Origin of the sequence: Candidatus Arsenophonus nilaparvatae (assembly GCF_045346035.1) — a bacterium.
GTDB classification, from domain to species: domain Bacteria; phylum Pseudomonadota; class Gammaproteobacteria; order Enterobacterales; family Enterobacteriaceae; genus Arsenophonus; species Arsenophonus nilaparvatae.
In genome coordinates this window covers 646420-667544 of the sequence record NZ_CP158507.1, presented here as the reverse complement: position 1 = coordinate 667544, position 21125 = coordinate 646420, and the positions used below count along the sequence as shown (strand labels likewise).

16 protein-coding genes are annotated in these 21125 nt (G+C 39.9%); 12 read left to right on the top strand and 4 right to left on the bottom strand.

What is annotated here, in order from left to right; translation table 11 throughout:
- Positions 1–459: 459 nt before the first annotated feature.
- Positions 460–2598 (bottom strand): phosphate acetyltransferase, encoded by a 2139-nt coding sequence (gene pta, locus WH390_RS03285; protein ID WP_032114686.1) that lies wholly within the window; start codon positions 2596–2598, stop codon positions 460–462.
- Positions 2599–2671: 73 nt separating this feature from the next.
- Positions 2672–3874 (bottom strand): acetate kinase, encoded by a 1203-nt coding sequence (locus tag WH390_RS03280; protein WP_032114685.1) that lies wholly within the window; start codon positions 3872–3874, stop codon positions 2672–2674.
- Positions 3875–4292: 418 nt separating this feature from the next.
- On the opposite strand from WH390_RS03280, the gene yfbV reads away from it, so the two are divergent.
- From yfbV to WH390_RS03260, 4 genes are all read left to right on the top strand, one after another.
- Positions 4293–4748 carry a terminus macrodomain insulation protein YfbV gene (gene yfbV, locus WH390_RS03275; RefSeq protein WP_032114684.1) on the top strand — a complete coding sequence of 152 codons (456 nt, stop codon included), beginning with the start codon at positions 4293–4295 and terminating at the stop codon, positions 4746–4748.
- Between the two features lie 181 nt (positions 4749–4929).
- A complete protein-coding gene (locus WH390_RS03270) occupies positions 4930–5424 on the top strand; it encodes a YfbU family protein (RefSeq protein WP_032114683.1) in 495 nt (164 codons plus the stop codon).
- Positions 5425–5442: 18 nt separating this feature from the next.
- On the top strand, positions 5443–6108 hold the full coding sequence (locus WH390_RS03265) for a sugar phosphatase (protein WP_032114682.1): 666 nt from the start codon (positions 5443–5445) through the stop codon (positions 6106–6108).
- Positions 6109–6195: 87 nt separating this feature from the next.
- Positions 6196–8010 (top strand): SLC13 family permease, encoded by a 1815-nt coding sequence (locus WH390_RS03260; RefSeq protein ID WP_032114681.1) that lies wholly within the window; start codon positions 6196–6198, stop codon positions 8008–8010.
- A gap of 80 nt (positions 8011–8090) precedes the next feature.
- Here the strand turns inward: WH390_RS03260 and yfbR are convergent, their stop codons facing one another.
- Entirely contained in the window at positions 8091–8672 is a 582-nt protein-coding gene (gene yfbR, locus WH390_RS03255; protein ID WP_032114680.1) for a 5'-deoxynucleotidase, read from the bottom strand.
- Positions 8673–8788: 116 nt separating this feature from the next.
- Entirely contained in the window at positions 8789–10003 is a 1215-nt protein-coding gene (locus WH390_RS03250) for a pyridoxal phosphate-dependent aminotransferase (protein ID WP_032114679.1), read from the bottom strand.
- Between the two features lie 742 nt (positions 10004–10745).
- Between WH390_RS03250 and WH390_RS03245 the strand changes: the two genes are divergently transcribed.
- The 8 genes from WH390_RS03245 (at position 10746) to nuoH (ending at position 21122) form a co-directional block, all read left to right on the top strand.
- Positions 10746–11663, top strand: coding sequence for a LysR substrate-binding domain-containing protein (locus tag WH390_RS03245; protein WP_032114678.1), 918 nt, complete (start codon positions 10746–10748; stop codon positions 11661–11663).
- A 745-nt stretch (positions 11664–12408) separates the two neighbouring features.
- Positions 12409–12849 (top strand): NADH-quinone oxidoreductase subunit A, encoded by a 441-nt coding sequence (locus WH390_RS03240; protein WP_032114677.1) that lies wholly within the window; start codon positions 12409–12411, stop codon positions 12847–12849.
- Positions 12850–12869: 20 nt separating this feature from the next.
- Positions 12870–13544 carry an NADH-quinone oxidoreductase subunit B family protein gene (locus WH390_RS03235; protein WP_032114676.1) on the top strand — a complete coding sequence of 225 codons (675 nt, stop codon included), beginning with the start codon at positions 12870–12872 and terminating at the stop codon, positions 13542–13544.
- An 82-nt stretch (positions 13545–13626) separates the two neighbouring features.
- Positions 13627–15426: an NADH-quinone oxidoreductase subunit C/D gene (gene nuoC / locus WH390_RS03230; RefSeq protein WP_406850679.1), complete on the top strand. Its 1800-nt coding sequence runs from the start codon at positions 13627–13629 to the stop codon at positions 15424–15426.
- Positions 15427–15482: 56 nt separating this feature from the next.
- Positions 15483–15977: an NADH-quinone oxidoreductase subunit NuoE gene (nuoE, locus tag WH390_RS03225; RefSeq protein ID WP_238565666.1), complete on the top strand. Its 495-nt coding sequence runs from the start codon at positions 15483–15485 to the stop codon at positions 15975–15977.
- Positions 15974–17329: an NADH-quinone oxidoreductase subunit NuoF gene (gene nuoF / locus WH390_RS03220; RefSeq protein ID WP_032114675.1), complete on the top strand. Its 1356-nt coding sequence runs from the start codon at positions 15974–15976 to the stop codon at positions 17327–17329. Before nuoE ends, nuoF begins: the two co-directional genes overlap by 4 nt.
- A gap of 86 nt (positions 17330–17415) precedes the next feature.
- Positions 17416–20148 (top strand): NADH-quinone oxidoreductase subunit NuoG, encoded by a 2733-nt coding sequence (nuoG, locus tag WH390_RS03215; RefSeq protein WP_032114674.1) that lies wholly within the window; start codon positions 17416–17418, stop codon positions 20146–20148.
- Positions 20148–21122: an NADH-quinone oxidoreductase subunit NuoH gene (gene nuoH, locus WH390_RS03210; protein WP_032114673.1), complete on the top strand. Its 975-nt coding sequence runs from the start codon at positions 20148–20150 to the stop codon at positions 21120–21122. The genes nuoG and nuoH overlap by 1 nt, the downstream gene beginning before the upstream one ends.
- Positions 21123–21125 lie beyond the last annotated feature (3 nt).

The following is a 21125-nucleotide window of genomic DNA, read 5'->3' as shown; positions in this document are numbered from 1 at the left end:
TTACATTCATCCCCAATCACTTATAGGTATTCAGTGAGTGAGTTTGTTCAGTATAGTGAAAAAACTTAGCGCTAAGAAGCCTATTTTTAATTCGATTTTTAGCTAAAAATAATATTTTGTATTAAATTGATTTACAAATATTATGGAATAGATTGATTTGCTAATAATATGTTTGCTGATTATTATTGAGTGAAAAAACTTTACTATTTGAAGCCGATTAATTTTGTCATGGATTGATTCTTTGGCATTTTTGCCTATTCCTCGATGGCTTACAATCTCTTTAGATGCATTCTATTTATATTGAATATCACTTTTATTAACGATTTCATATTAAAAACCTTTTTATGATAATCACTTTTTTTATTTTTGTTGGTTAGTATCAATAGTAATAAATTAAATAGTGAATAAAAAAGCTGAAACACAATGTGTTTCAGCTTTTTCACTAGTGAGCAAAATCCATTATTTTTGATTTTGTGTCGCCTGAATAGCAGTGAGCGCAATGGTATAAACGATATCATCAACTAGCGCGCCACGGGACAAGTCATTAACCGGTTTACGCATCCCTTGTAGCATTGGGCCGATAGAAACCAGATTAGCTGAGCGTTGTACCGCTTTATAAGTGGTGTTGCCAGTATTGAGATCAGGGAAAATAAACACCGTGGCTTGACCGGCTACCGGTGAATTTGGTGCTTTAGATTTAGCCACATCGGCCATAATGGCGGCATCATATTGTAGTGGACCGTCGATCACCAGATCTGGCCGTTTTGCTTGCACCAAACTGGTTGCTTCACGGACATTGTCTACGTCACTACCGGCACCGGAGTTACCGGTAGAGTAAGAGATCATCGCCACGCGCGGTTCAATACCAAATGCTTTGGCAGAATCGGCTGACTGAATGGCAATTTCCGATAATTGTTCGGCCGTTGGGTCTGGATTTATCGCGCAGTCGCCATAAACTAATACTTGCTCAGGTAACAGCATAAAGAATATCGAGGAGACGATTGAACTACCTGGCGCAGTTTTGATTAGTTGCAACGGTGGGCGAATAGTATTGGCGGTGGTATGAACTGCGCCGGAAACTAAACCATCAACCTCATTTTTTTCCAGCATCATGGTGCCTAACACCACATTATCTTCTAACTGTTCGCGCGCAACAATTTCAGTCATGCCTTTATTTTTACGCAGCTCAACCAAGCGCTCAACATAATTTTTCCGTACTGATTTAGGCGCCACAATTTCGATCCCCGCACCTAATTCAATTCCTTGCGCGGCGGCAACCCGTTTTATTTCATCAGGTTCACCTAGCAGAATACAGGTGGCAATACCTCTTTCAGCGCAAATAGCCGCTGCTTTTACCGTACGGGGTTCATTACCTTCCGGTAGCACGATACGTTTATTAGCTTTACGTGCGAGCTCGGTTAATTGATAACGGAAAGCCGGCGGTGATAGCCGTTTGGGTCGTTCAGAATCAGCAGTCAGTGAATTGATCCATTTTTGGTTGATATGCAAAGCAACATAATTTTGTATTTTTTCAATCCGCTCATGATCATCCGCATGCACTTCTAAGCTGAAACTTTGTAGACTTAATGAAGTTTGCCAGGTATTGGTATCTAACATCAGCACCGGTAAGCCCGTTTCGAAAGCACGGTGACAGAGATCGTGTATCGGCTTGGCAATAGGGTAACCGCCAGTTAACAGTAACGCGCCAATTTCGATACCATTCATGGCAGCTAGACAGGCAGAGACGATAACATCTGGGCGATCAGAAGAGGTCACCAGCAATGTGCCGGGACGAAACAGCTCGACCATATTGGGCACACTGCGGGCACAGAAAACAACCGATTTTATGCGCCGGGTTTGTAATGCGCCTTCATTGATAATAGCGGCATTCAGATGATTCGCAATATCGATACCACGGGTGGCTATCAGATCAAAATTCCACGGAATACAACCCAAAATTGGTAGCGGACAATTGTCAGCTAACGTTTTACTGTCAATTTTTGCGATTGTGGCTTTAGTTGATTCATCAAATATTTCTGATAAATCAGGACGGGTACGGCCATGCTCATCAACTGGTGCATTGAGTTTATTGATAATTACTCCAGTGATATTTTTATTTTGTCCGCCACCAAACTCTGCGCGGGCTAACTCAATGCGCTCTTTTAACTGTTCTGGTGTATTGTTACCCAGTGCGGTGACAAAAATAACGTCAGCACCCAGTGTGTTAGCGATATCGTAATTCAACGATTGGGCAAAAGGGTGCTTACGGGTAGGCATTAAACCTTCGATCAGAATAACTTCAGCCTGCTGCGTATTATCATGGTATCGCGCAACAATCTCCTCCATTAAAACATCTTTTTGATCATTAGCCAGTAGGGATTCAACATAACTCATTTTTAGTGGTTCAGCGACCTGAACACTAGAGTGGGAGCGTAATACTTCAGTTGTCTGATCTTTATTACCAAAACGGGGTTGAGCAATGGGTTTAAAAACCGTTAGACTAACCCCTTTTTGCTCCATTGAACGAACGACCCCTAAACTGACGCTGGTTAAGCCAACACTAATGTCAGTCGGTATTAACATTATTGTACGGGACACAAGTACCTCTTTAACAATTGCAAGATGTTCAACTCAGAACTGCCAATCAGTAGACTGACAGTTTCTAATCTATTTATGCCGTTAGACGGCTCGCGTCCTGTGCAATAACTAACTCTTCATTTGTTGGAATAACCAGAGCAGGAATGCTATCGTCAGTTGTGATCTTACCTGATTTGCCAAAACGGGCGGCTAAGTTGCGCTCGTGATCATATTTAATACCAATTAAAGATAGCTTCTTAAGGGTTAATTCACGTACTAAAGCTGAATTTTCGCCAATACCACCGGTGAAGATAATAGCGTCTAGGCGCCCTTCCATTAATGCACAATAAGCGGCGATATATTTGGCTAAACGATGACAATAGACATCCATCGCTCGTTTTGCATCTGCTTTAGTGTCATAATTGTCTTCGACATAACGACAATCGTTGGTAACTTCTGTTAATCCAAGTATGCCAGACTCTTTGGTTAATAAGGTATTGATCTGATCAACACTCATACCCAAGGCGTCGTGAAGGTGGAACACAATAGCTGGATCGATATCACCACTGCGGGTTCCCATTACTAAGCCTTCTAGCGGTGTGAGACCCATTGAAGTATCTACAGATTGACCATTGACGATCGCGGTAACTGATCCACCATTGCCCAAATGACAGGTGATCACATTCAGTTTATCGATCGATTTATTCAATTCTTTGGCAGCTTGCTGGGAAACATAGTAATGACTGGTACCGTGCGCACCGTAACGACGAATACCATGCTCTTTGTAAAGATTATAAGGTAGAGCATATAAATAAGCTTCAACCGGCATGGTTTGATGGAAGGCGGTGTCAAATACAGCGACATGCTTGTCATTTAAATGTGGAAATGCTTTTTTAGCTTCTTCAAGTCCAATAATACCAGCAGGATTATGTAATGGTGCAAATGGAATAGAGGCTTTAATGCCTTCAACGACTTCATCATTGATAATAACCGATTTGGTAAATTTTTCACCACCATGAACAATACGATGGCCAATAGCCGAAATGGCTTGCGCTAATTCTGGTTTTGCGGTGAGAATTTGATTGACAATGAAAGCCATCGCTTCACTGTGAGCAGCGCCTGAACCTAAAGCAGCTTCGTTTTTAGTGCCATCTATTTTCCACTTAATACGGGCTTCTGGTAGATGAAAACATTCTGCTAAACCAGATAGTTGTTCTTCGCCGTTAATCGGATCAATGATAGCAAATTTAAGGGAAGAGCTACCGCAGTTGAGGACAAGTACCAGCTTACTTGACATGGAATTACCTACTATATCGTTATCATGGAGTCTTCTTTGTCAGATTAACCAGGAAGACTAGGGTTAATAAACATCAATCCAATAGAATGCTAGTAGCCTAGCTTATCCCTGGGATCATACTGAATGATTAATATCATATTTATGCAATATTATGATATTTTAACTGTATTTATTGACTAAATAACTATGTTTGCAATGTTAATATTAAAGATGCAATATAATATTAACATTATGGATTGAAAACATAGTAATAGACCAAATATAAACTTTATATGATATAAGTTTTTTCTATAGATTATAGAAGTCGTGGCCTCAGGTAACCAAAGTTGCCCCATAAATTCTACTAAAAAGATTTTATGCTTTATACATTTTTTTTAAATTTTACATGAGAAATTGATTGAAGTCATGTGAGGTATTGATGAATACGACACCAGAAACGACCCCTGGTTTCTTACAAAAGTTGAAACTAGGCCGGCAATATGCCAAGACATTTCCGTTAGAAAAATGTTTGATGCCTATTTTTCCTGAACATCGGGTGATCACAGTTAGTCGCTTTGCGATTCGTTATATGCCTGCTGTTGCTGTTTTTACCCTTACCTGGCAGATTGCATTAGGTGGTCAGTTGGGACCGGCTGTGGCGACAGGGCTTTTTGCCTGTAGCTTACCTTTGCAGGGATTATGGTGGTTAGGTAAGCGCTCAGTTACGCCACTACCGTCGGCATTACTAACTTGGTTTTATGAAATTCGTGAAAAATTTAATCAAGCTGGAATTGCCATCACACCCGTCAAAGGAACACCGACTTATCAGGCATTAGCTGAATTGTTAAAACGTGCTTTTAAACAATTAGATCGCTCTTTTATTGATGGTATTTAACCTAATTTGAATAGTTATGGGGTTAGCTAGTCAGCAATAGAGATAATAGGTATTACAAAATAGATTATTAATGGTTAAAGTTTGAAAAGCCTTTTTAGATCAATAAAAGGTAAGTTATCACTATAAAAAGAAGGGCGGTAATGCGATGATTTAGCAAATTTCCAAGTATAGGAGAACCATAATGGAAATGACTAATGCACAACGCTTAATTCTGTCTAACCAGTATAAAATGCTGATCAAGCTTGATCCGGATAATGCCAAAAATTATCAACGCTGTCAAACTATCATTGAAAATGGTTTTGGCTTGCAAATGAAAGAGTTAGAGAAAAATTTTACTGAGTTGTCAGAAGAAAATTGCCAGACTATCATTGATATTATGGAAATGTATCATGCCTTACAAGTTTCCTGGGAAAATTTGTCGTCTAAAACCGATATTACGGACAGAAGAGTTATCTTTTTAGGCTTTGATGCTGTTACGGAAGCACATTATCTCAATTATGTTCGTTTTTTGATTAATAATGAGGGTCGCTACCGTCATTTTGTCAGTGGTAGTGATGATTTTAATGCTCAGACACCTATGTGGGATAAATATCTAAGAATGTTAAATGTTTGGACATCTTGTCCGCGTCAGTATCATCTTTGTGCAGTAGAAATTAATCAAATCATTAATGCATGACTTATCTAAGGAGCATCAATGGTATTAAAATGTAAGGGATTTTTATTTGATTTGGATGGCACGCTGGTTGATTCGTTACCTAATGTTGAACATTGCTGGCGAGAATTTAGCCGTCGAATTGGTGTATCAGAAAGCGATGTGTTGCACTATATTCACGGCAAACCAGCAATCAGTTCTATCCGTCATTTTATGCCAAATGCCTCAGAAACTGAAATTGATGAAATTTTTTATTGGCTGGAAAACCTAGAAGCAGCCAATACTTCGGGTATTGTAGCACTACCTGGTGCAATTGCTTTATTAGAACGACTCAATACATTTGCTATTCCATGGGCAATAGTGACTTCTGGCACAGTACCAATTGCTTTTAATCGTAGTAAAGCGGCAGGTTTGCCGGAACCGAAACACTGGGTCACGATTGAACGAGTTGAACACGGTAAACCGCAGCCAGATCCTTTTTTGCTTGGTGCACAACTACTAAATTTACCGCCTGAAGCCTGTATTGCGGTTGAAGATGCGCAGGCAGGGATCTATTCTGCTTTAGATGCGGGTTGCCAGGTTATCGCTGTTCATGCGCCAGCAGATATGCCACGGCGAGAAGAAATTTCATTAATTATCAAATCATTTACTGAATTAAATATTTCAAAACCAGATAACCAAGGTATTGTTACGGTGACTCAGCGATAAAAATATGTCAGTTTCATAAATTAGGCCGGCAAATTTGCGCTACTTATGGCAAATGAGCCCTATGAATAGACTTAATTTGAGGTCATTTTGAATAGCCAGCTGGTATGGGTATTAATTTTACTGCTAATAGTCGTCACTCTTTTTATGACTAATAAGATCCGTATGGATGTTGTCGCATTATTAGTCATTGTGGCTTTAGTATTGAGTGGAACTCTGACGCTTAAACAAGCAACAATCGGCTTTAGTGATCCCAATGTGCTGCTAATTGCGGCACTTTTTGTTTTTAGTGAGGGATTAGTCCGTACTGGTATTGCCTATCAAGTTGGCGACTGGTTAGTTGGTGCAGCCGGTAATAATGAAAATAAGATGCTGATTTTTTTGATGATCACAGTCGCAGGTTTAGGCGCTTTTATGAGTTCAACCGGCATTGTTGCCATCTTCATTCCCGTTGTTCTTAATGTTGCTAAACAGATGAAAATCCCACCAGGACGTTTGATGATGCCATTAGGCTTTGCTGGACTTATCAGTGGTATGATGACGTTAGTAGCGACCCCACCAAATATGATAGTTAATAGTGAACTGGTTAGGGAAGGTTATGCCGGATTTAAATTTTTTGCCATTACGCCGATTGGAATTGCGGTGCTGTTGCTGGCAATTATTTATATGTGGCTGGTTCGTCGTAGGTTAGGTAACCGCGAAATTGCAGCGGGTTCTGCTCCTCATCGGCGCACATTTCACGACTTTATTCGTGATTATAAGCTAACAGGTCGTGCTCGTTGTTTAGCCATTTGTCCAGGTTCCCCCTTAATAGGCTACTCACTCGATGAGTTACATCTACGCACACGTTATGGTGCGAATATTATTGGTATTGAGCGTTGGCATCGTTTTCGTCGACTTATGCTAAGTGTAACAGCTGCAACAGAGTTACATGAACGTGATGTGTTATTAGTTGATATGTCGGATAGTGAGGTTGATCTCAATGAGTTTTGTCATGAACAAAAATTGGCTCCGATGATTTTGAGAGGTGAATATTTCTCCGCACGTGCGCGTGAAGTCGGAATGGCTGAGTTCTCCTTAGCGCCGCAATCTGACTTATTAGGCAGTACATTGCGGGAAATTAAATTTCGTACGCGTTATGGCCTTAATGTTGTTGGCATTTACCGTGAAGGAAAAACTATCGATGATAAATTAATTGATCAGCCAATGCGTTTAGGTGATGTTTTACTGATCGTGGGTGACTGGAAATTAATTCGCTTATTGTCAACTGATAGACGTAATTTTATTGTGTTAAATTTGGCCGCTGAGGTAGAGGCAGTTGCTCCTGCTGCATCGCAAGCGCCACATGCAATTTTTTGTTTGATATTAATGGTTACTATGATGGCAATAGATGAAATTCCCAATTTTATTGCTGTACTGATTGCGTGTTTGTTAATGGGAAAATTTCGCTGTATTGATATGGAAAGCGCTTATCGTGCAATACACTGGCCGAGTATTATGTTGATTGTTGGCATGATGCCCTTTGCATTGGCATTACAAAAAACTGGTGGTATTGATTTGATTGTTAATTTACTAATAGATATTGCAGGTGGCATGGGACCAAGGATAATGTTGCTTTGCCTATTTATTGTTTGTGCAGTAACTGGATTATTTATTTCTAATACCGCAACAGCAATATTAATGGCACCGGTTGCCATTGCTGTTGCTAATCATATGAGTGTTTCGCCAATACCTTTTGCTATGGTGATAAGTGTTGCAGCTTCCGCGGCTTTTATGACCCCAATTTCTTCACCGGTTAATACTCTAATTTTGGCGCCTGGTGGCTATAAATTTACTGATTTCGTTAAATTTGGTGTTCCTTTTACTGTTTTAGTTATGGCTATCACTATTGTTATTGTTCCTTAATTGTTTCCATTTTAAAGTTATCGCCTATTTTATGTAACAAACAGTAAGATAATAATACTATTTATATGTTATATAACTTACTAGCTACTGATTTCATCTAACGATAGGCTAAATCCGGGTACAAAAACTTCAATAAAGTATTGCATTTCATCGCTATAACGTTCAGAAAGTGTTTTTTCAAGTCGCATTTTAGCTAGATTAAACTCGGTATTGCCTGCAGATAGCTCTTCTAAGCATTTTAAATAGGCACAAAGTGCATCCGCTTGTTTAACGATAGCGCGTTCTTCCTCAGTATGATATTCATCATCCAAAATTGGCTGAAAATCTTGTTGTAATTCTTCTGGTAGCATAGCGATAAGTTTTTGCTGAGCGTATTTTTCAATTTTTTTGTATTCGTTAGCAATTTGTGGGTTATGATATTTTATTGGTGTTGGCAGATCACCGGTGATCACTTCACTGGCGTCATGATACATAGCGAGCAGAGTAATACGTTCAGGATTGAGTTGGCCATTAAATTTTCGATTTTTAATGCAAGCAAGGGCATGAGCGACAAAGGCAACTTGTAAACTATGCTCTGAAATATTTTCGGTACGTACATTGCGCATTAATGGCCAGCGATTAATTAATTTCATCCGAGAAAGATGGGCAAAAAAATAACTCATAGACTGTCCTCATGGGATTGTTATAGTGATAAGCACTGTGGATTGATTAGATTAACAAGTAAATAACAAAATAGAACATCCTTAATGTAGATTAAGAATGTTCTATTATTGGACAACTATTGGCGATAGTTTAGCAGGAATTGGCTAAATTTATTAATTGCAGCTTCAAGCTCGCCAACATAAGGTAGCGTAACAATTCTGACGTGATCGGGTTCAGGCCAATTAAAAGCTGTTCCCTGAACCAATAAAACTTTTTCCTGTAAGAGTAAATCAAGTACCATTTTTTGGTCGTTTGAGATATTGAACTTTTTAATATTAATTTTGGGAAACATATATAAAGCACCTTGCGGTTTAACACATGATACCCCAGGAATTTCATTAATCAGTTCCCAAGCGCGATTACGTTGTTCATATAATCGCCCACCAGGACAGATAAATTCGTTAATACTCTGATAACCGCCTAATGCGGTTTGGATTGCATGTTGCATAGGAACGTTAGCACAAAGCCGCATGGAGGCTAATATTTCTAAGCCTTCAATATAGCTTTTGGCATTCTCTTTCGGGCCATTAAGCACCATCCAGCCTTGACGAAAACCAGCAACCCGATAAGTTTTTGATAAACCATTAAAAGTAACGGTTAATAGATCCGGTGCTAACGCGGCAATTGAATGATGCTCAGCATCATCGTAAAGAATTTTATCGTAGATCTCATCGGCAAAAATAATCAACTGATGCTGACGAGCGATTTCGACAATCTCCATTAATAATGCTTTGCTGTAAACAGAACCAGTAGGATTATTGGGATTAATGATGACGATGCCACGTGTGCGAGGGGTAATTTTTTTGCGAATATCATCTAGATCAGGAAACCAATTTTGTTCTTCATCACATCTATAGTGTACAGCTTTGCCACCGGAAAGAGATACCGCAGCAGTCCATAGCGGATAGTCAGGAGCTGGGACTAACATTTCATCGTTATTATTCAGTAAGGCTTGCATCGATTGCACGATGAGTTCAGAAACACCATTACCAATAAAAATATCCTCGATATTAATGTCAAGCATTCCTCTAGCCTGATAGTGTTGCATGATTGCTTTGCGGGCGGAGTAAATTCCTTTTGAATCACTATAACCTTGTGAGTGAGTAAGATTGCGTAGAACATCAAATAAAATTTCATCCGGCGCTTCAAAACCAAAAGGCGCTGGATTACCAATATGAAGTTTAAGAACTTTATGGCCTTCTTCTTCAAGACGTTTGGCCTCTTTAAGAACAGGCCCTCTTATGTCGTAGCATACGTTATCCAATTTATTGGATTTAGTTATTGTATTCATTTACTCTGTTTGAACCTCAACGTTAATAGAATATGAGGAAATTTTGCTGCATATTTATATTCACACTCTACTCTTAGTTGGAAAAATTTTGAAGATATAGGCTTATTTTTGGTAGAAAAGGTTGGTTTAAATAATTAAATTAGGTCAAATAAACTTTTTATATAACTTAATTAGATAAATAAATTCAAAAATATCGCATAAGTTAGTCTTATATTTTAGGTATGAGATGATTTTTAGTATACAAAGAATAAATTACTTAGTGAATAGATTTGGCAGTGCATTTTTTGTTACAAACCATTGGTGGTTTCATGATAGAAATATTGTTTTTATAACATATAATTAAAGTTAATATGTTATTGCCGTATCCGGGTAAATAGAGTTTTGTTGCTGATTATCAATTAATAGTTTTTCCTAGCTGCATTATCTTTGACAGTTATTTTGTTGAGAATAACCTATTTTTTTGCTGTTTGAAAAATTGTTATTTTGGCATAGGACTGGAATTAAAAATTATTCTAATAAAAACGAGAAGAAGAACATTCTCATTGGCATTTTGTTTATCAATATGTAAAACATGCTTATTATTAAACAATTTAAGTTAATAAAAGTGTATACACAGTAATAAATACTGCATTAATAGAAATAAATTTTAATATGTAAGGTTTTATCTTTATTTCTTTAACTATCAATGATTTTAATATCTATTGAATTCGTAAAAACACCAGGAATGATATAAGAGAATAAAATGATAAATTCAAATCGCCCAATTATGAATCTCGATCTTGATTTACTTAGGACTTTTGTTGCTGTTGCCGATCTTAATACATTTGCGGCAGCTGCTGCAGCTGTTTGTCGTACTCAATCAGCCGTTAGCCAACAAATGCAGTGTTTAGAACAGTTAGTGGGCCGTGAGCTTTTTGAACGCCATGGCCGTAATAAATTATTAACGGATCATGGTTTGCAGTTATTAGGTTATGCGCGGCAAATATTACGGGCTAATGATGATGCTTCAGCTTCACTAACATATAATGATGCTGAAGGTGAGTTGCGAGTTGGTGTTTCTGATGACACTACCAATACTTTATTACCATTTCTGCTGAATCGTATTGCATCAGTATATCCGCGTATGGCCGTTGATATTTATATAAAGCGCGCCCATCTTATTAAAAAAATGCTGGATAATGGTGAAATTGATTTAGCACTAATACCCACAGAATTGAGTCAATATCCAAGTACGTTGTTACGTTCTGCGCCGATCCTTTGGCATTGTGCACCTGATTTTCAGCATCAATTAAATGAGCCAATCCCTTTGGTTGTCATGGATGAAACCAATCCATTTCGTGAAATAGCGATAAGCACCCTTAATGCTGCGGGTATCAAATGGCGTATTGCGTATGAAGCAGCTTCGTTATCGGCAGTGCTTGCTGCGGTTAATGCTGAAGTCGGTATCACTGCGCGTCCGCTAGAAATGCAGACTGGTGATTTAAGAATACTAAGCGAAAGTGATGGTTTACCCCGTTTACCCGAAATTCGTTATTGGTTATACCGTAATATTAATGAGCAAAACGAGGCTATTTTAACTGTATTTGGTGCAATTAAAAATAAGAAAACACCTTATATAGTACAGCCGATTAGCGAGACAATTAATAAAGAAATATTATAAATCTGACGATTAGTAAATTACGCTTTAGTTAACGTTGTTATTTAAGTTAAATATCGCGTGCACTGCTATTATTCCTGCACTGTTTCTCTATTTTATATAGTTATAGCAGTGCATTTTTATTTTCCCTAGAGAAGCTTATTTTATTTAGCTGACAATAGCTAAAAATATTAGTACATAAAATATTCTTTATTATTGTGATAAAGAAAAGAATTGTTTAACAAAAATTATTTAAATATTTCTTATCAATGGAACTAAATTTTATTTTGGAAAAATTTGTTGTGGCTTAAAAGGTTTGGGTTTTATCTAATAATTAGGATTATTTATAAATTTGTGAAAAATGACAGTCGTTAATATAATCAATTGAGTTTTTTCAACAGAATTGTGCGCGTGATCATAAAATAGCGGAAGTGAAGCGGTTTTAAAACAGGTTTTTCCTGAGATAATGGTGTAGTAAAAACGAAATATCAGTTACACTAGTTACTAACTATTAGTATTAGTTGAATGAGCTGTCACGTTTTAGCTAGCGAGATTTTTTGATTTACAGTTGTAAGGTAAAAGGTATGAAGAGAGCGTTATTCTATAAACAAAATAGTGGTGAGAAGAATTAAGTTGAAGAAAATTGATGTATTTCTGTCTATTGTAATTTTTTCTTCTCATCTAATTATGGTTAGTGTGGTGTAATATTGCGCTAATTCAAGAGCAAAGCAATGACACCGTTTTTATTTATAATGAGTAAGCAGCGAGTATGTCTACATCTATTGAAGTATTTGCTCATCATTGGGCTTTTGCAATATATCTTATCGGTGCTCTTGGTCTGTGTTCCTTAATGTTACTTGGTGCTTATTACCTCGGTGGTAGATCCCAAGCCAGAGCAAAGCATATCCCTTATGAATCGGGCATTAATTCTGTTGGTAGTGCCCGTTTGCGTATATCAGCCAAATTTTACTTGGTTGCAATGTTTTTTGTTATTTTCGATGTTGAAGCGTTATTCCTTTATGCGTGGGCAGTCTCTATTAAAGAAAGTGGTTGGTTAGGCTTTATTGAGGCAAGTATTTTTATTTTGGTGCTATTGGTGGGTTTATTCTACTTGGTTCGTGTTGGGGCACTTAATTGGACGCCAGAGCGTTCACGTCGCCATGTTGCAAAACCGAGTGAAATAATTAAAACCAATAATCGTCACCCCTAGTAAAATTGAGGCATTCAAAGATGGATTATACGCTCACTCGCATTGACTTAAATGGTGAGAATGACCGTTATCCCTTGCAAACACAGCAAGTTGTCGGGGATCCATTAGAGCAGCATGTTCATCGTAGTGTTTATATGGGTAAATTAGAGCATGCTTTACATAATATGGTGAATTGGGGCAGAAAGAATTCTCTCTGGCCGTACAATTTTGGCCTTTCTTGTTGCTATGTTGAAATGGTGACTTCTTTCACTGCGGTGCATGATGTCGCCCGATTTGGTGCTGAGGTACTAATGGCATCACCGCGACAGGCTGATTTTATGGTTGTTGCCGGAACCTGTTTTACTAAGATGGCACCTGTTATTCAACGACTTTATGATCAGATGTTAGCGCCTAAATGGATAATTTCTATGGGGGCATGTGCTAACTCTGGTGGTATGTATGATATTTATTCTGTTGTACAGGGGGTTGATAAATTTCTTCCTGTTGATGTCTATATACCAGGTTGTCCACCACGCCCTGAAGCTTATATGCAAGCTTTATTATTATTACAAGAATCGATTGGTAAAGAACGTCGTCCATTATCGTGGGTGGTCGGCGATCAGGGTGTTTATCGCGCCAATATGCAATCTGAAAAAGAGCGTAAGCGTGGTGAAAGAATAGCGGTCAAAACGCTACGAACACCTGATGAAATATAAGGCTTAAAAATATAAGCTATTCAGCGTAACAGAAGCAATGTGTTGCGGTCGTAATAAACCTGATCAAGCGTTGTGGTGCATAATGATAACAGATCAGATAACGCAAGAGAGTGTCAGGCCGGCATGGCAAACTTATGATCATTGTGATGATCCAATAATTTTGACACTGCGTAACCAATTCAGTCCAGATGCTTTCACCATTCAATCAACTCGTACCGGAATGTTGGTTATATGGATCAAACGTGAACAACTTCTTGCCGTAATAGAGTTTTTGAAAAAACAGCCTAAACCTTATGTAATGCTGTTTGACTTACATGGGGTTGATGAGCGGCAACGAGTATATCGGCAAGGTTTGCCTGAAGCGGATTTTTCCGTTTTTTACCATCTTATTTCTATTGAGCGTAACCGCGATATTATGTTGAAAGTGGCGCTTAGTGAGAAAGATCTTAATATTCCCTCTATCGTTTCTTTATTTCCCAATGCTAATTGGTATGAACGTGAAGTATGGGATATGTTTGGCATAACATTTAATGGCCATCCGAATTTGCGACGGTTATTAATGCCAATGACCTGGGAAGGACATCCGTTATGTAAAGATTATCCGGCCAGGGCCACTGAATTTGACCCTTTTGTTTTAACCAAACAAAAGCTTGATTTAGAGATGGAGTCACTGACCTTTAAACCCGAAGAATGGGGAATGGCGAGAGGCAACGAACATGAAGATTTTATGTTCTTGAATCTGGGCCCCAATCATCCCTCATCTCACGGAGCCTTTCGCATTGTACTGCAACTAGATGGTGAAGAGATTATCGACTGTGTACCGGATATTGGTTACCACCATCGAGGTGCAGAGAAAATGGGCGAGCGCCAATCCTGGCACAGTTATATTCCCTATACTGACCGCATTGAGTATTTAGGTGGCTGTGTTAATGAAATGCCTTATGTATTAGCGGTAGAAAAACTAGCAGGAATTGACGTTCCTGATCGAGTTAAGACTATCCGCGTTATGTTGTCAGAGTTATTCCGTATTAACAGCCATTTACTCTATATCAGTACCTTTATTCAGGATGTCGGTGCCATGACACCGGTTTTCTTTGCGTTTACCGATCGTCAGAAAATTTATGACATTGTTGAAGCGATCACCGGTTTCCGTATGCATCCAGCTTGGTTTCGGATCGGGGGTGTTGCTCATGATTTACCGAAAGGCTGGCAAAAACTATTGCAGGAGTTCCTTGACTGGATGCCAAAGCGATTGGATTCATATGTCAAGGCAGCATTGCATAATAGTATTCTTAAAGGGCGTTCAGTTGGTGTCGCTGCTTACACGACTAAAGAAGCATTAGATTGGGGGGTCACTGGCGCCGGATTACGCGCGACGGGCCTTAATTTCGATATTCGTAAATGGCGACCCTATTCAGGTTATGAAAACTTTGAATTTGAAGTTCCTATCGGCAACAACGGCGATTGTTATGATCGAGTGATGTTAAAAGTGGAAGAACTGCGGCAAAGCCTGCATATTCTTAAGCAATGCTTAAATAATATGCCTGCAGGGCCATTTAAAGCCGATCATCCCCTAACTACTCCACCACCGAAGGAACGCACTTTACAGCATATTGAAACCATGATTAATCATTTTTTACAAGTTTCATGGGGGCCAGTTATGCCTGCAAATGAGGCTTTTCAGATGATTGAAGCAACAAAAGGGATCAATAGTTACTATCTGACTAGTGATGGTAATACTATGAGTTATCGCACCCGTGTTCGTACACCAAGTTTTGCCCATTTACAGCAAATTCCTGCGGTGATCAGAGGCAGCCTGGTGTCTGATCTTATTGTCTACCTTGGTAGCATTGATTTTGTCATGTCAGATGTGGATCGTTAATGATGCAAGATGAATTTAATCCCAATCAACAGCAAAAGCGGCTCGATGTCGCTAACATGGTAGAATCTCACACCAAACATGATTTTGCCTTGACGACAGAAGAGCGAGAAGAGATCGAGCAAGAAAAACATCACTATGAAGATGCCAGAGCCGCTTCAATTGAAGCATTAAAAATTGTACAAAAAAAACGCGGTTGGGTGGAAGACGGTGCTATTTATGCAATTGCCGATCTGTTAGGTATTCCTGCTAGTGATGTAGAAGGAGTGGCCACCTTCTACAGTCAAATTTATCGCCAACCTGTTGGTCGCCATATTATTCGTTATTGTGACAGTGTGGTTTGTCATATTACCGGTTATCAAGGTATTGAGGCTGAAATTATCAAATTATTAAAGATTGCGCCCGGCCAAACAACTACTGATGGCCGGTTTACCTTATTACCAACTTGTTGTCTGGGTAACTGTGATAAAGGTCCGACTATGATGATTGATGAGGATACCCATAGTCATGTAAAGCCATCTGATATTCAACGGCTATTGGAGCAGTATCCATGACAACACAGCGACAAATTACCCGTAGTGCGCAGACACATCCATTAACCTGGCGGTTACGTGAAGATCAGCAGCCGGTCTGGTTAGAGGAATACTTAAGTAAAAATGGTTACCAAGGTGCTAAAAACGCCTTAAAAAGTATGTCGCCAGATCAAGTTGTTAGCTTAGTTAAAGATGCTGGTCTTAAAGGTCGCGGTGGTGCTGGTTTTTCTACCGGCCTCAAATGGAGCTTGATGCCGAAAGATGACAGCATGAATATCCGTTATTTACTTTGCAATGCGGATGAAATGGAGCCTGGAACCTATAAAGATCGTCTTTTAATGGAACAGCTACCGCATTTGTTGATCGAAGGAATGTTAATTGGCGCCTTTGCATTAAAAGCGTACCGTGGATATATCTTCCTGCGTGGTGAATATATCGAAGCTGCCAAACATTTGCGGAAAGCGATTGAGGAAGCGAAAGCAGCGGGTTTATTAGGTAAGAATATTCTGGGTACGGATTTTAATTTTGAGCTTTTTGTGCATACCGGTGCTGGGCGCTATATTTGTGGTGAAGAAACAGCGCTGATTAACTCCCTTGAAGGGCGCCGGGCAAATCCGCGCTCAAAACCGCCTTTTCCGGCAACATCCGGTGCTTGGGGTAAGCCGACTTGTGTCAATAATGTGGAAACACTTTGTAACGTGCCTGCGATTATTGAACATGGTAAAGAGTGGTATCTCGGCCTTAGCGAAGGTAAAAGTAAAGATGCCGGAACTAAGCTGATGGGATTTTCCGGGCGGGTTAATAATCCAGGGTTGTGGGAATTACCTTTTGGTATTACTGCTCGCGAGATCTTGGAAGATTATGCCGGTGGAATGTGTAAAGGTTTAACGCTTAAAGCTTGGCAACCAGGCGGGGCTGGTACCGACTTTCTAACCGAAGCGCATCTCGATTTAGCAATGGATTTCGACAGTATCGCTAAAGCAGGTAGCCGTCTGGGTACCGGGCTTGCCATGGCGGTTGATAATGAAATTAATATGGTTTCTTTAACTCGCAATTTAGAGCAATTTTTTGCTCGTGAATCCTGTGGCTGGTGTACACCGTGTCGGGATGGCTTACCCTGGAGTGTGAAAATTCTACAGGCGTTAGAGCGTGGTGAAGGACAACCAGGCGATATTGAGACATTAGAGCAACTTTGTCGCTTTCTTGGGCCAGGTAAAACTTTTTGTGCTCATGCACCTGGTGCGGTAGAACCTTTGCAGAGTGCTATCAAATATTTTCGTGCTGAATTTGAAGCGGGCATCAGCCAACAGAATTTTACCAACTTGAGTCCAATTACTGGCATTCAACCAAATTTGTTAAAGCAGCGTTGGTGATAACTTACGCTAAGCTGAATAAAAACATATTTAAGTCGACTGAATTTTTGATTAACGCCTGCTGAAAAAGCAGGCCATTAGGAAGCATGCTGACTATGGCTACAATATATGTAGACGGCAAACGATATGATGTAAATGGGGCTGAAAACCTATTGCAGGCCTGTCTCTCTCTGGGTCTGGATATCCCTTACTTTTGCTGGCACCCAGCGTTAGGAAGTGTTGGTGCTTGCCGTCAATGCGCAGTTAAGCAATATCAAAATGCTGACGACACACGTGGTCGTCTGGTAATGTCTTGCATGACACCGGCTTCTGATGGAACCTATATTTCCATCGATGATGATGAAGCCAAACAGTTTCGTGCAAGTGTTGTTGAGTGGTTGATGACAAATCATCCACATGATTGTCCAGTTTGTGAAGAAGGCGGCAATTGCCATTTACAAGATATGACGGTGATGACTAGTCATACAATGCGTAAATATCGTTTTACCAAAAGAACACATCATAATCAGGATCTAGGTCCATTCATTGGTCACGAAATGAATCGTTGTATCGCTTGCTATCGTTGTGTTCGTTATTACAAAGATTATGCTGATGGCACCGATCTGGGGGTTTATAGCGCCCATAATCATGTCTATTTTGGCCGGGTGGAAGACGGTACGCTAGAGAGTGAATTTGCTGGCAATTTAGTTGAGATCTGCCCAACGGGGGTTTTTACTGATAAAACCCATTCTGAACGTTATAACCGCAAGTGGGATATGCAATTTGCGCCAGGTATATGTCAACAGTGTAGTATTGGTTGTAATACAAGCCCTGGTGAACGTTATGGTGAATTACGCCGGATTGAAAACCGTTATAATGGTGTGGTAAATCACTATTTTTTATGTGATCGTGGCCGCTTTGGTTACGGTTATGTTAATCGCAAAGATCGACCTCGTCAGCCTCAATTAGTTAAAAAAGCAAAACGACACACTATTTCGGTGATGGAGGCGATGCAAACGGGCGCCAAAATTTTACGCCAAGCAACAAAGACTATCGGTATTGGGTCACCAAGAGCTAGTATCGAGAGCAATTATGCATTACGGGCACTGGTTGGCGAAGAAAATTTTTATTCAGGTATATCGACAGCAGAACAACGTCATCTCGAACTAATGGTTAATATTCTGCAAAAAGGAGGCGTCTATACGCCGACATTGCGTGAAATTGAAAATTATGACGCAGTGCTGGTTTTGGGGGAGGATTTAACCCAAACTGGAGCTCGTATAGCATTAGCGGTTCGTCAGGCGGTTAAAGGTAAAGCAAGGGCCATGGCTGAAGCACAAAAAGTGGCAGATTGGCAAATTGCCGCCGTGTTAAATATTGGCCAACAGGCTAAATACCCATTATTTATCACTAATATTGATGATAGCCGTTTAGATGATGTTGCTGCATTAAATTATCGCGCGCCGGTTGATGATCAAGCTCGCTTTGGCTTTGCTATTGCCCATGCTTTGGACAGCAAGGCGCCAGCGGTGGATGATTTGCCAGCGGATATTAAAGCAAATGTTGAATTAGTTGCTGCAGCGTTATTGCAGGCCAAAAAGCCACTTATTATTAGTGGTAGTAATTCTGGTAGTGAAGCACTTATCCAGGCCGCAGCTAATATTGCTTTTTCATTAAAAGCGAAAAATGTCGAAGTTGGAATTAGCTATATTGCAGCTGAAGCTAATAGCTTTGGCTTGGCTTTAATGAATGCTCAATCGTTAGATATCGCAATGGAACGTATTTCATCCGGTGAAGTTGATACTGCGGTAGTAATGGAGAATGATCTTTATCGGCATAGTAATGTTGATAGTGTTAATAATGCTCTGAAAAAACTGAATAAATTGATTGTTGCGGATCATCAACATACTACTATTATGGATCAGGCGGATCTGATTTTACCCGCTGCCAGCTTTGCTGAAAGCAGTGGAACATTAATTAATAATGAAGGTCGAGCGCAACGTTATTTTCAGGTGTTTGATCCGACTTATTACCAACCTAATATTGCCATTAATGAAAGTTGGCGTTGGTTACATTCATTGCAGGCAGAGCTCGAAACACGTCAAATCGATTGGTCACAATTAGATCATGTTATCCAGGCCTGTATAACCGCTATGCCGCAGTTTGCGGCTATTGTCGATGCGGCACCTAATGCCACATTCCGTATCCATGGACAAAAATTAGCCCGTTCGCCCCAGCGTTATAGTGGACGTACCTCAATATTGGCTGATATAGAGGTCAGTGAACCTGGTCAACCATGTGACATTGATACGCCATTTGCTTTTTCGATGGAAGGTAATAATAGCCCCACCGCTATTCGCCAGCAAATTCCGTTTGCATGGTCGCCAGGCTGGAATTCACCTCAAGCGTGGAATAAGTTTCAAGCTGAAGTCGGTGGCCATTTACGTTTTGGCGATCCGGGGATCCGATTATTTGATTCAACTGATAGTTGCTTAGATTATTTTACTGCTATTCCGCTTGCCTGGCAGCGGCATGATAATCAATGGACGATTGCACCTTACTATCATTTATTTGGTAGCGATGAAACCTCACAGCGAGCTGAAGCAATACAACAACGTATGCCAGAAGCTTACATTATGCTCAATATTCAGGATGCTGAAAACCTGGTTGTTAAAGCTGGGACAGTGCTTGAATTCAGTTATGGTGGGCAAATTTATCGATTGCCAGTTCGTCTCAGTTATCATTTGGCGCCAGGACAGATTGGTTTACCTTTAGGTATGCCTGGGATTGCACCAACGATGGCAGGTATGGCGGTGAAAAATTTACGGAGGGCGACATAATGACCCTATTTTCTGCTGAAGTCACCGCAGCGATTATTGCTGTTCTACAAGCAATAGTTATTTTGCTGGTGGTGGTTATTTGCGGCGCTTTAATGAGTTTTGGCGAACGTCGTTTATTGGCACTGTTCCAGAATCGTTATGGACCTAATCGGGTAGGTTGGGGAGGCTCATTACAGATTGCTGCTGATATGATTAAAATGTTATTTAAAGAAGATTGGATCCCACAATTTTCAGATAAGCGCATTTTTATGTTGGCACCAGTAATTGCCTTTTGTTCCATGTTATTGGTATTTGCCATTATTCCGGTTAGCGCAACTTGGTATGTTGCCGATCTTAATATAGGTCTGCTGTTTTTTTTCATGATGGCTGGCTTAGCGGTTTATTCGGTACTGTTTGCAGGTTGGTCAAGTAATAATAAATACTCTTTATTAGGCGCGATGCGCGCCTCAGCTCAGACGTTAAGTTATGAAGTTTTTCTCGGTCTTTCATTAATGGGGGTCGTTGCCCGAGCTGGCTCCTTTAACTTAATTGATATTGTAAATTCGCAAGCTGGATTATGGAATATTATTCCACAATTTTTTGGCTTTTTAACCTTTGTCATCGCGGGTGTTGCTGTTTGTCACCGGCATCCATTTGATCAACCTGAATCAGAACAAGAACTGGCCGATGGCTATCATATTGAATATTCCGGTATGAAATTTGGTCTGTTTTTCGTCGGCGAATATATCAGTATTGTCACCGTTTCTGCATTAATTGTGACCTTATTTTTCGGCGGCTGGCTTGGCCCATTTTTACCTGGCTTTATTTGGTTTGCATTGAAAACAGCTTTCTTCATGGTGATGTTTATTCTTGTTCGCGCCTCATTACCACGTCCGCGTTATGATCAAGTGATGGCTTTTGGTTGGAAAGTGTGTTTGCCATTGACGTTGATCAATCTGTTAGCAACCGCAGCCGTTATTCTATGCAACGCTTAATAA

What these genes read in the sequence shown, in the direction of transcription:
- WH390_RS03280 (WP_032114685.1), bottom strand. Translation starts at nt 3,874, where the DNA reads ATGTCAAGTAAGCTGGTACTTGTCCTCAACTGCGGTAGCTCTTCCCTT.
- yfbV (WP_032114684.1), top strand. Translation starts at nt 4,293, where the DNA reads ATGAATACGACACCAGAAACGACCCCTGGTTTCTTACAAAAGTTGAAA.
- WH390_RS03270 (WP_032114683.1), top strand. Translation starts at nt 4,930, where the DNA reads ATGGAAATGACTAATGCACAACGCTTAATTCTGTCTAACCAGTATAAA.
- WH390_RS03265 (WP_032114682.1), top strand. Translation starts at nt 5,443, where the DNA reads ATGGTATTAAAATGTAAGGGATTTTTATTTGATTTGGATGGCACGCTG.
- yfbR (WP_032114680.1), bottom strand. Translation starts at nt 8,672, where the DNA reads ATGAGTTATTTTTTTGCCCATCTTTCTCGGATGAAATTAATTAATCGC.
- WH390_RS03250 (WP_032114679.1), bottom strand. Translation starts at nt 10,003, where the DNA reads ATGAATACAATAACTAAATCCAATAAATTGGATAACGTATGCTACGAC.
- WH390_RS03245 (WP_032114678.1), top strand. Translation starts at nt 10,746, where the DNA reads ATGATAAATTCAAATCGCCCAATTATGAATCTCGATCTTGATTTACTT.
- WH390_RS03240 (WP_032114677.1), top strand. Translation starts at nt 12,409, where the DNA reads ATGTCTACATCTATTGAAGTATTTGCTCATCATTGGGCTTTTGCAATA.
- WH390_RS03235 (WP_032114676.1), top strand. Translation starts at nt 12,870, where the DNA reads ATGGATTATACGCTCACTCGCATTGACTTAAATGGTGAGAATGACCGT.
- nuoC (WP_406850679.1), top strand. Translation starts at nt 13,627, where the DNA reads ATGATAACAGATCAGATAACGCAAGAGAGTGTCAGGCCGGCATGGCAA.
- nuoE (WP_238565666.1), top strand. Translation starts at nt 15,483, where the DNA reads ATGGTAGAATCTCACACCAAACATGATTTTGCCTTGACGACAGAAGAG.
- nuoF (WP_032114675.1), top strand. Translation starts at nt 15,974, where the DNA reads ATGACAACACAGCGACAAATTACCCGTAGTGCGCAGACACATCCATTA.
- nuoG (WP_032114674.1), top strand. Translation starts at nt 17,416, where the DNA reads ATGCTGACTATGGCTACAATATATGTAGACGGCAAACGATATGATGTA.
- nuoH (WP_032114673.1), top strand. Translation starts at nt 20,148, where the DNA reads ATGACCCTATTTTCTGCTGAAGTCACCGCAGCGATTATTGCTGTTCTA.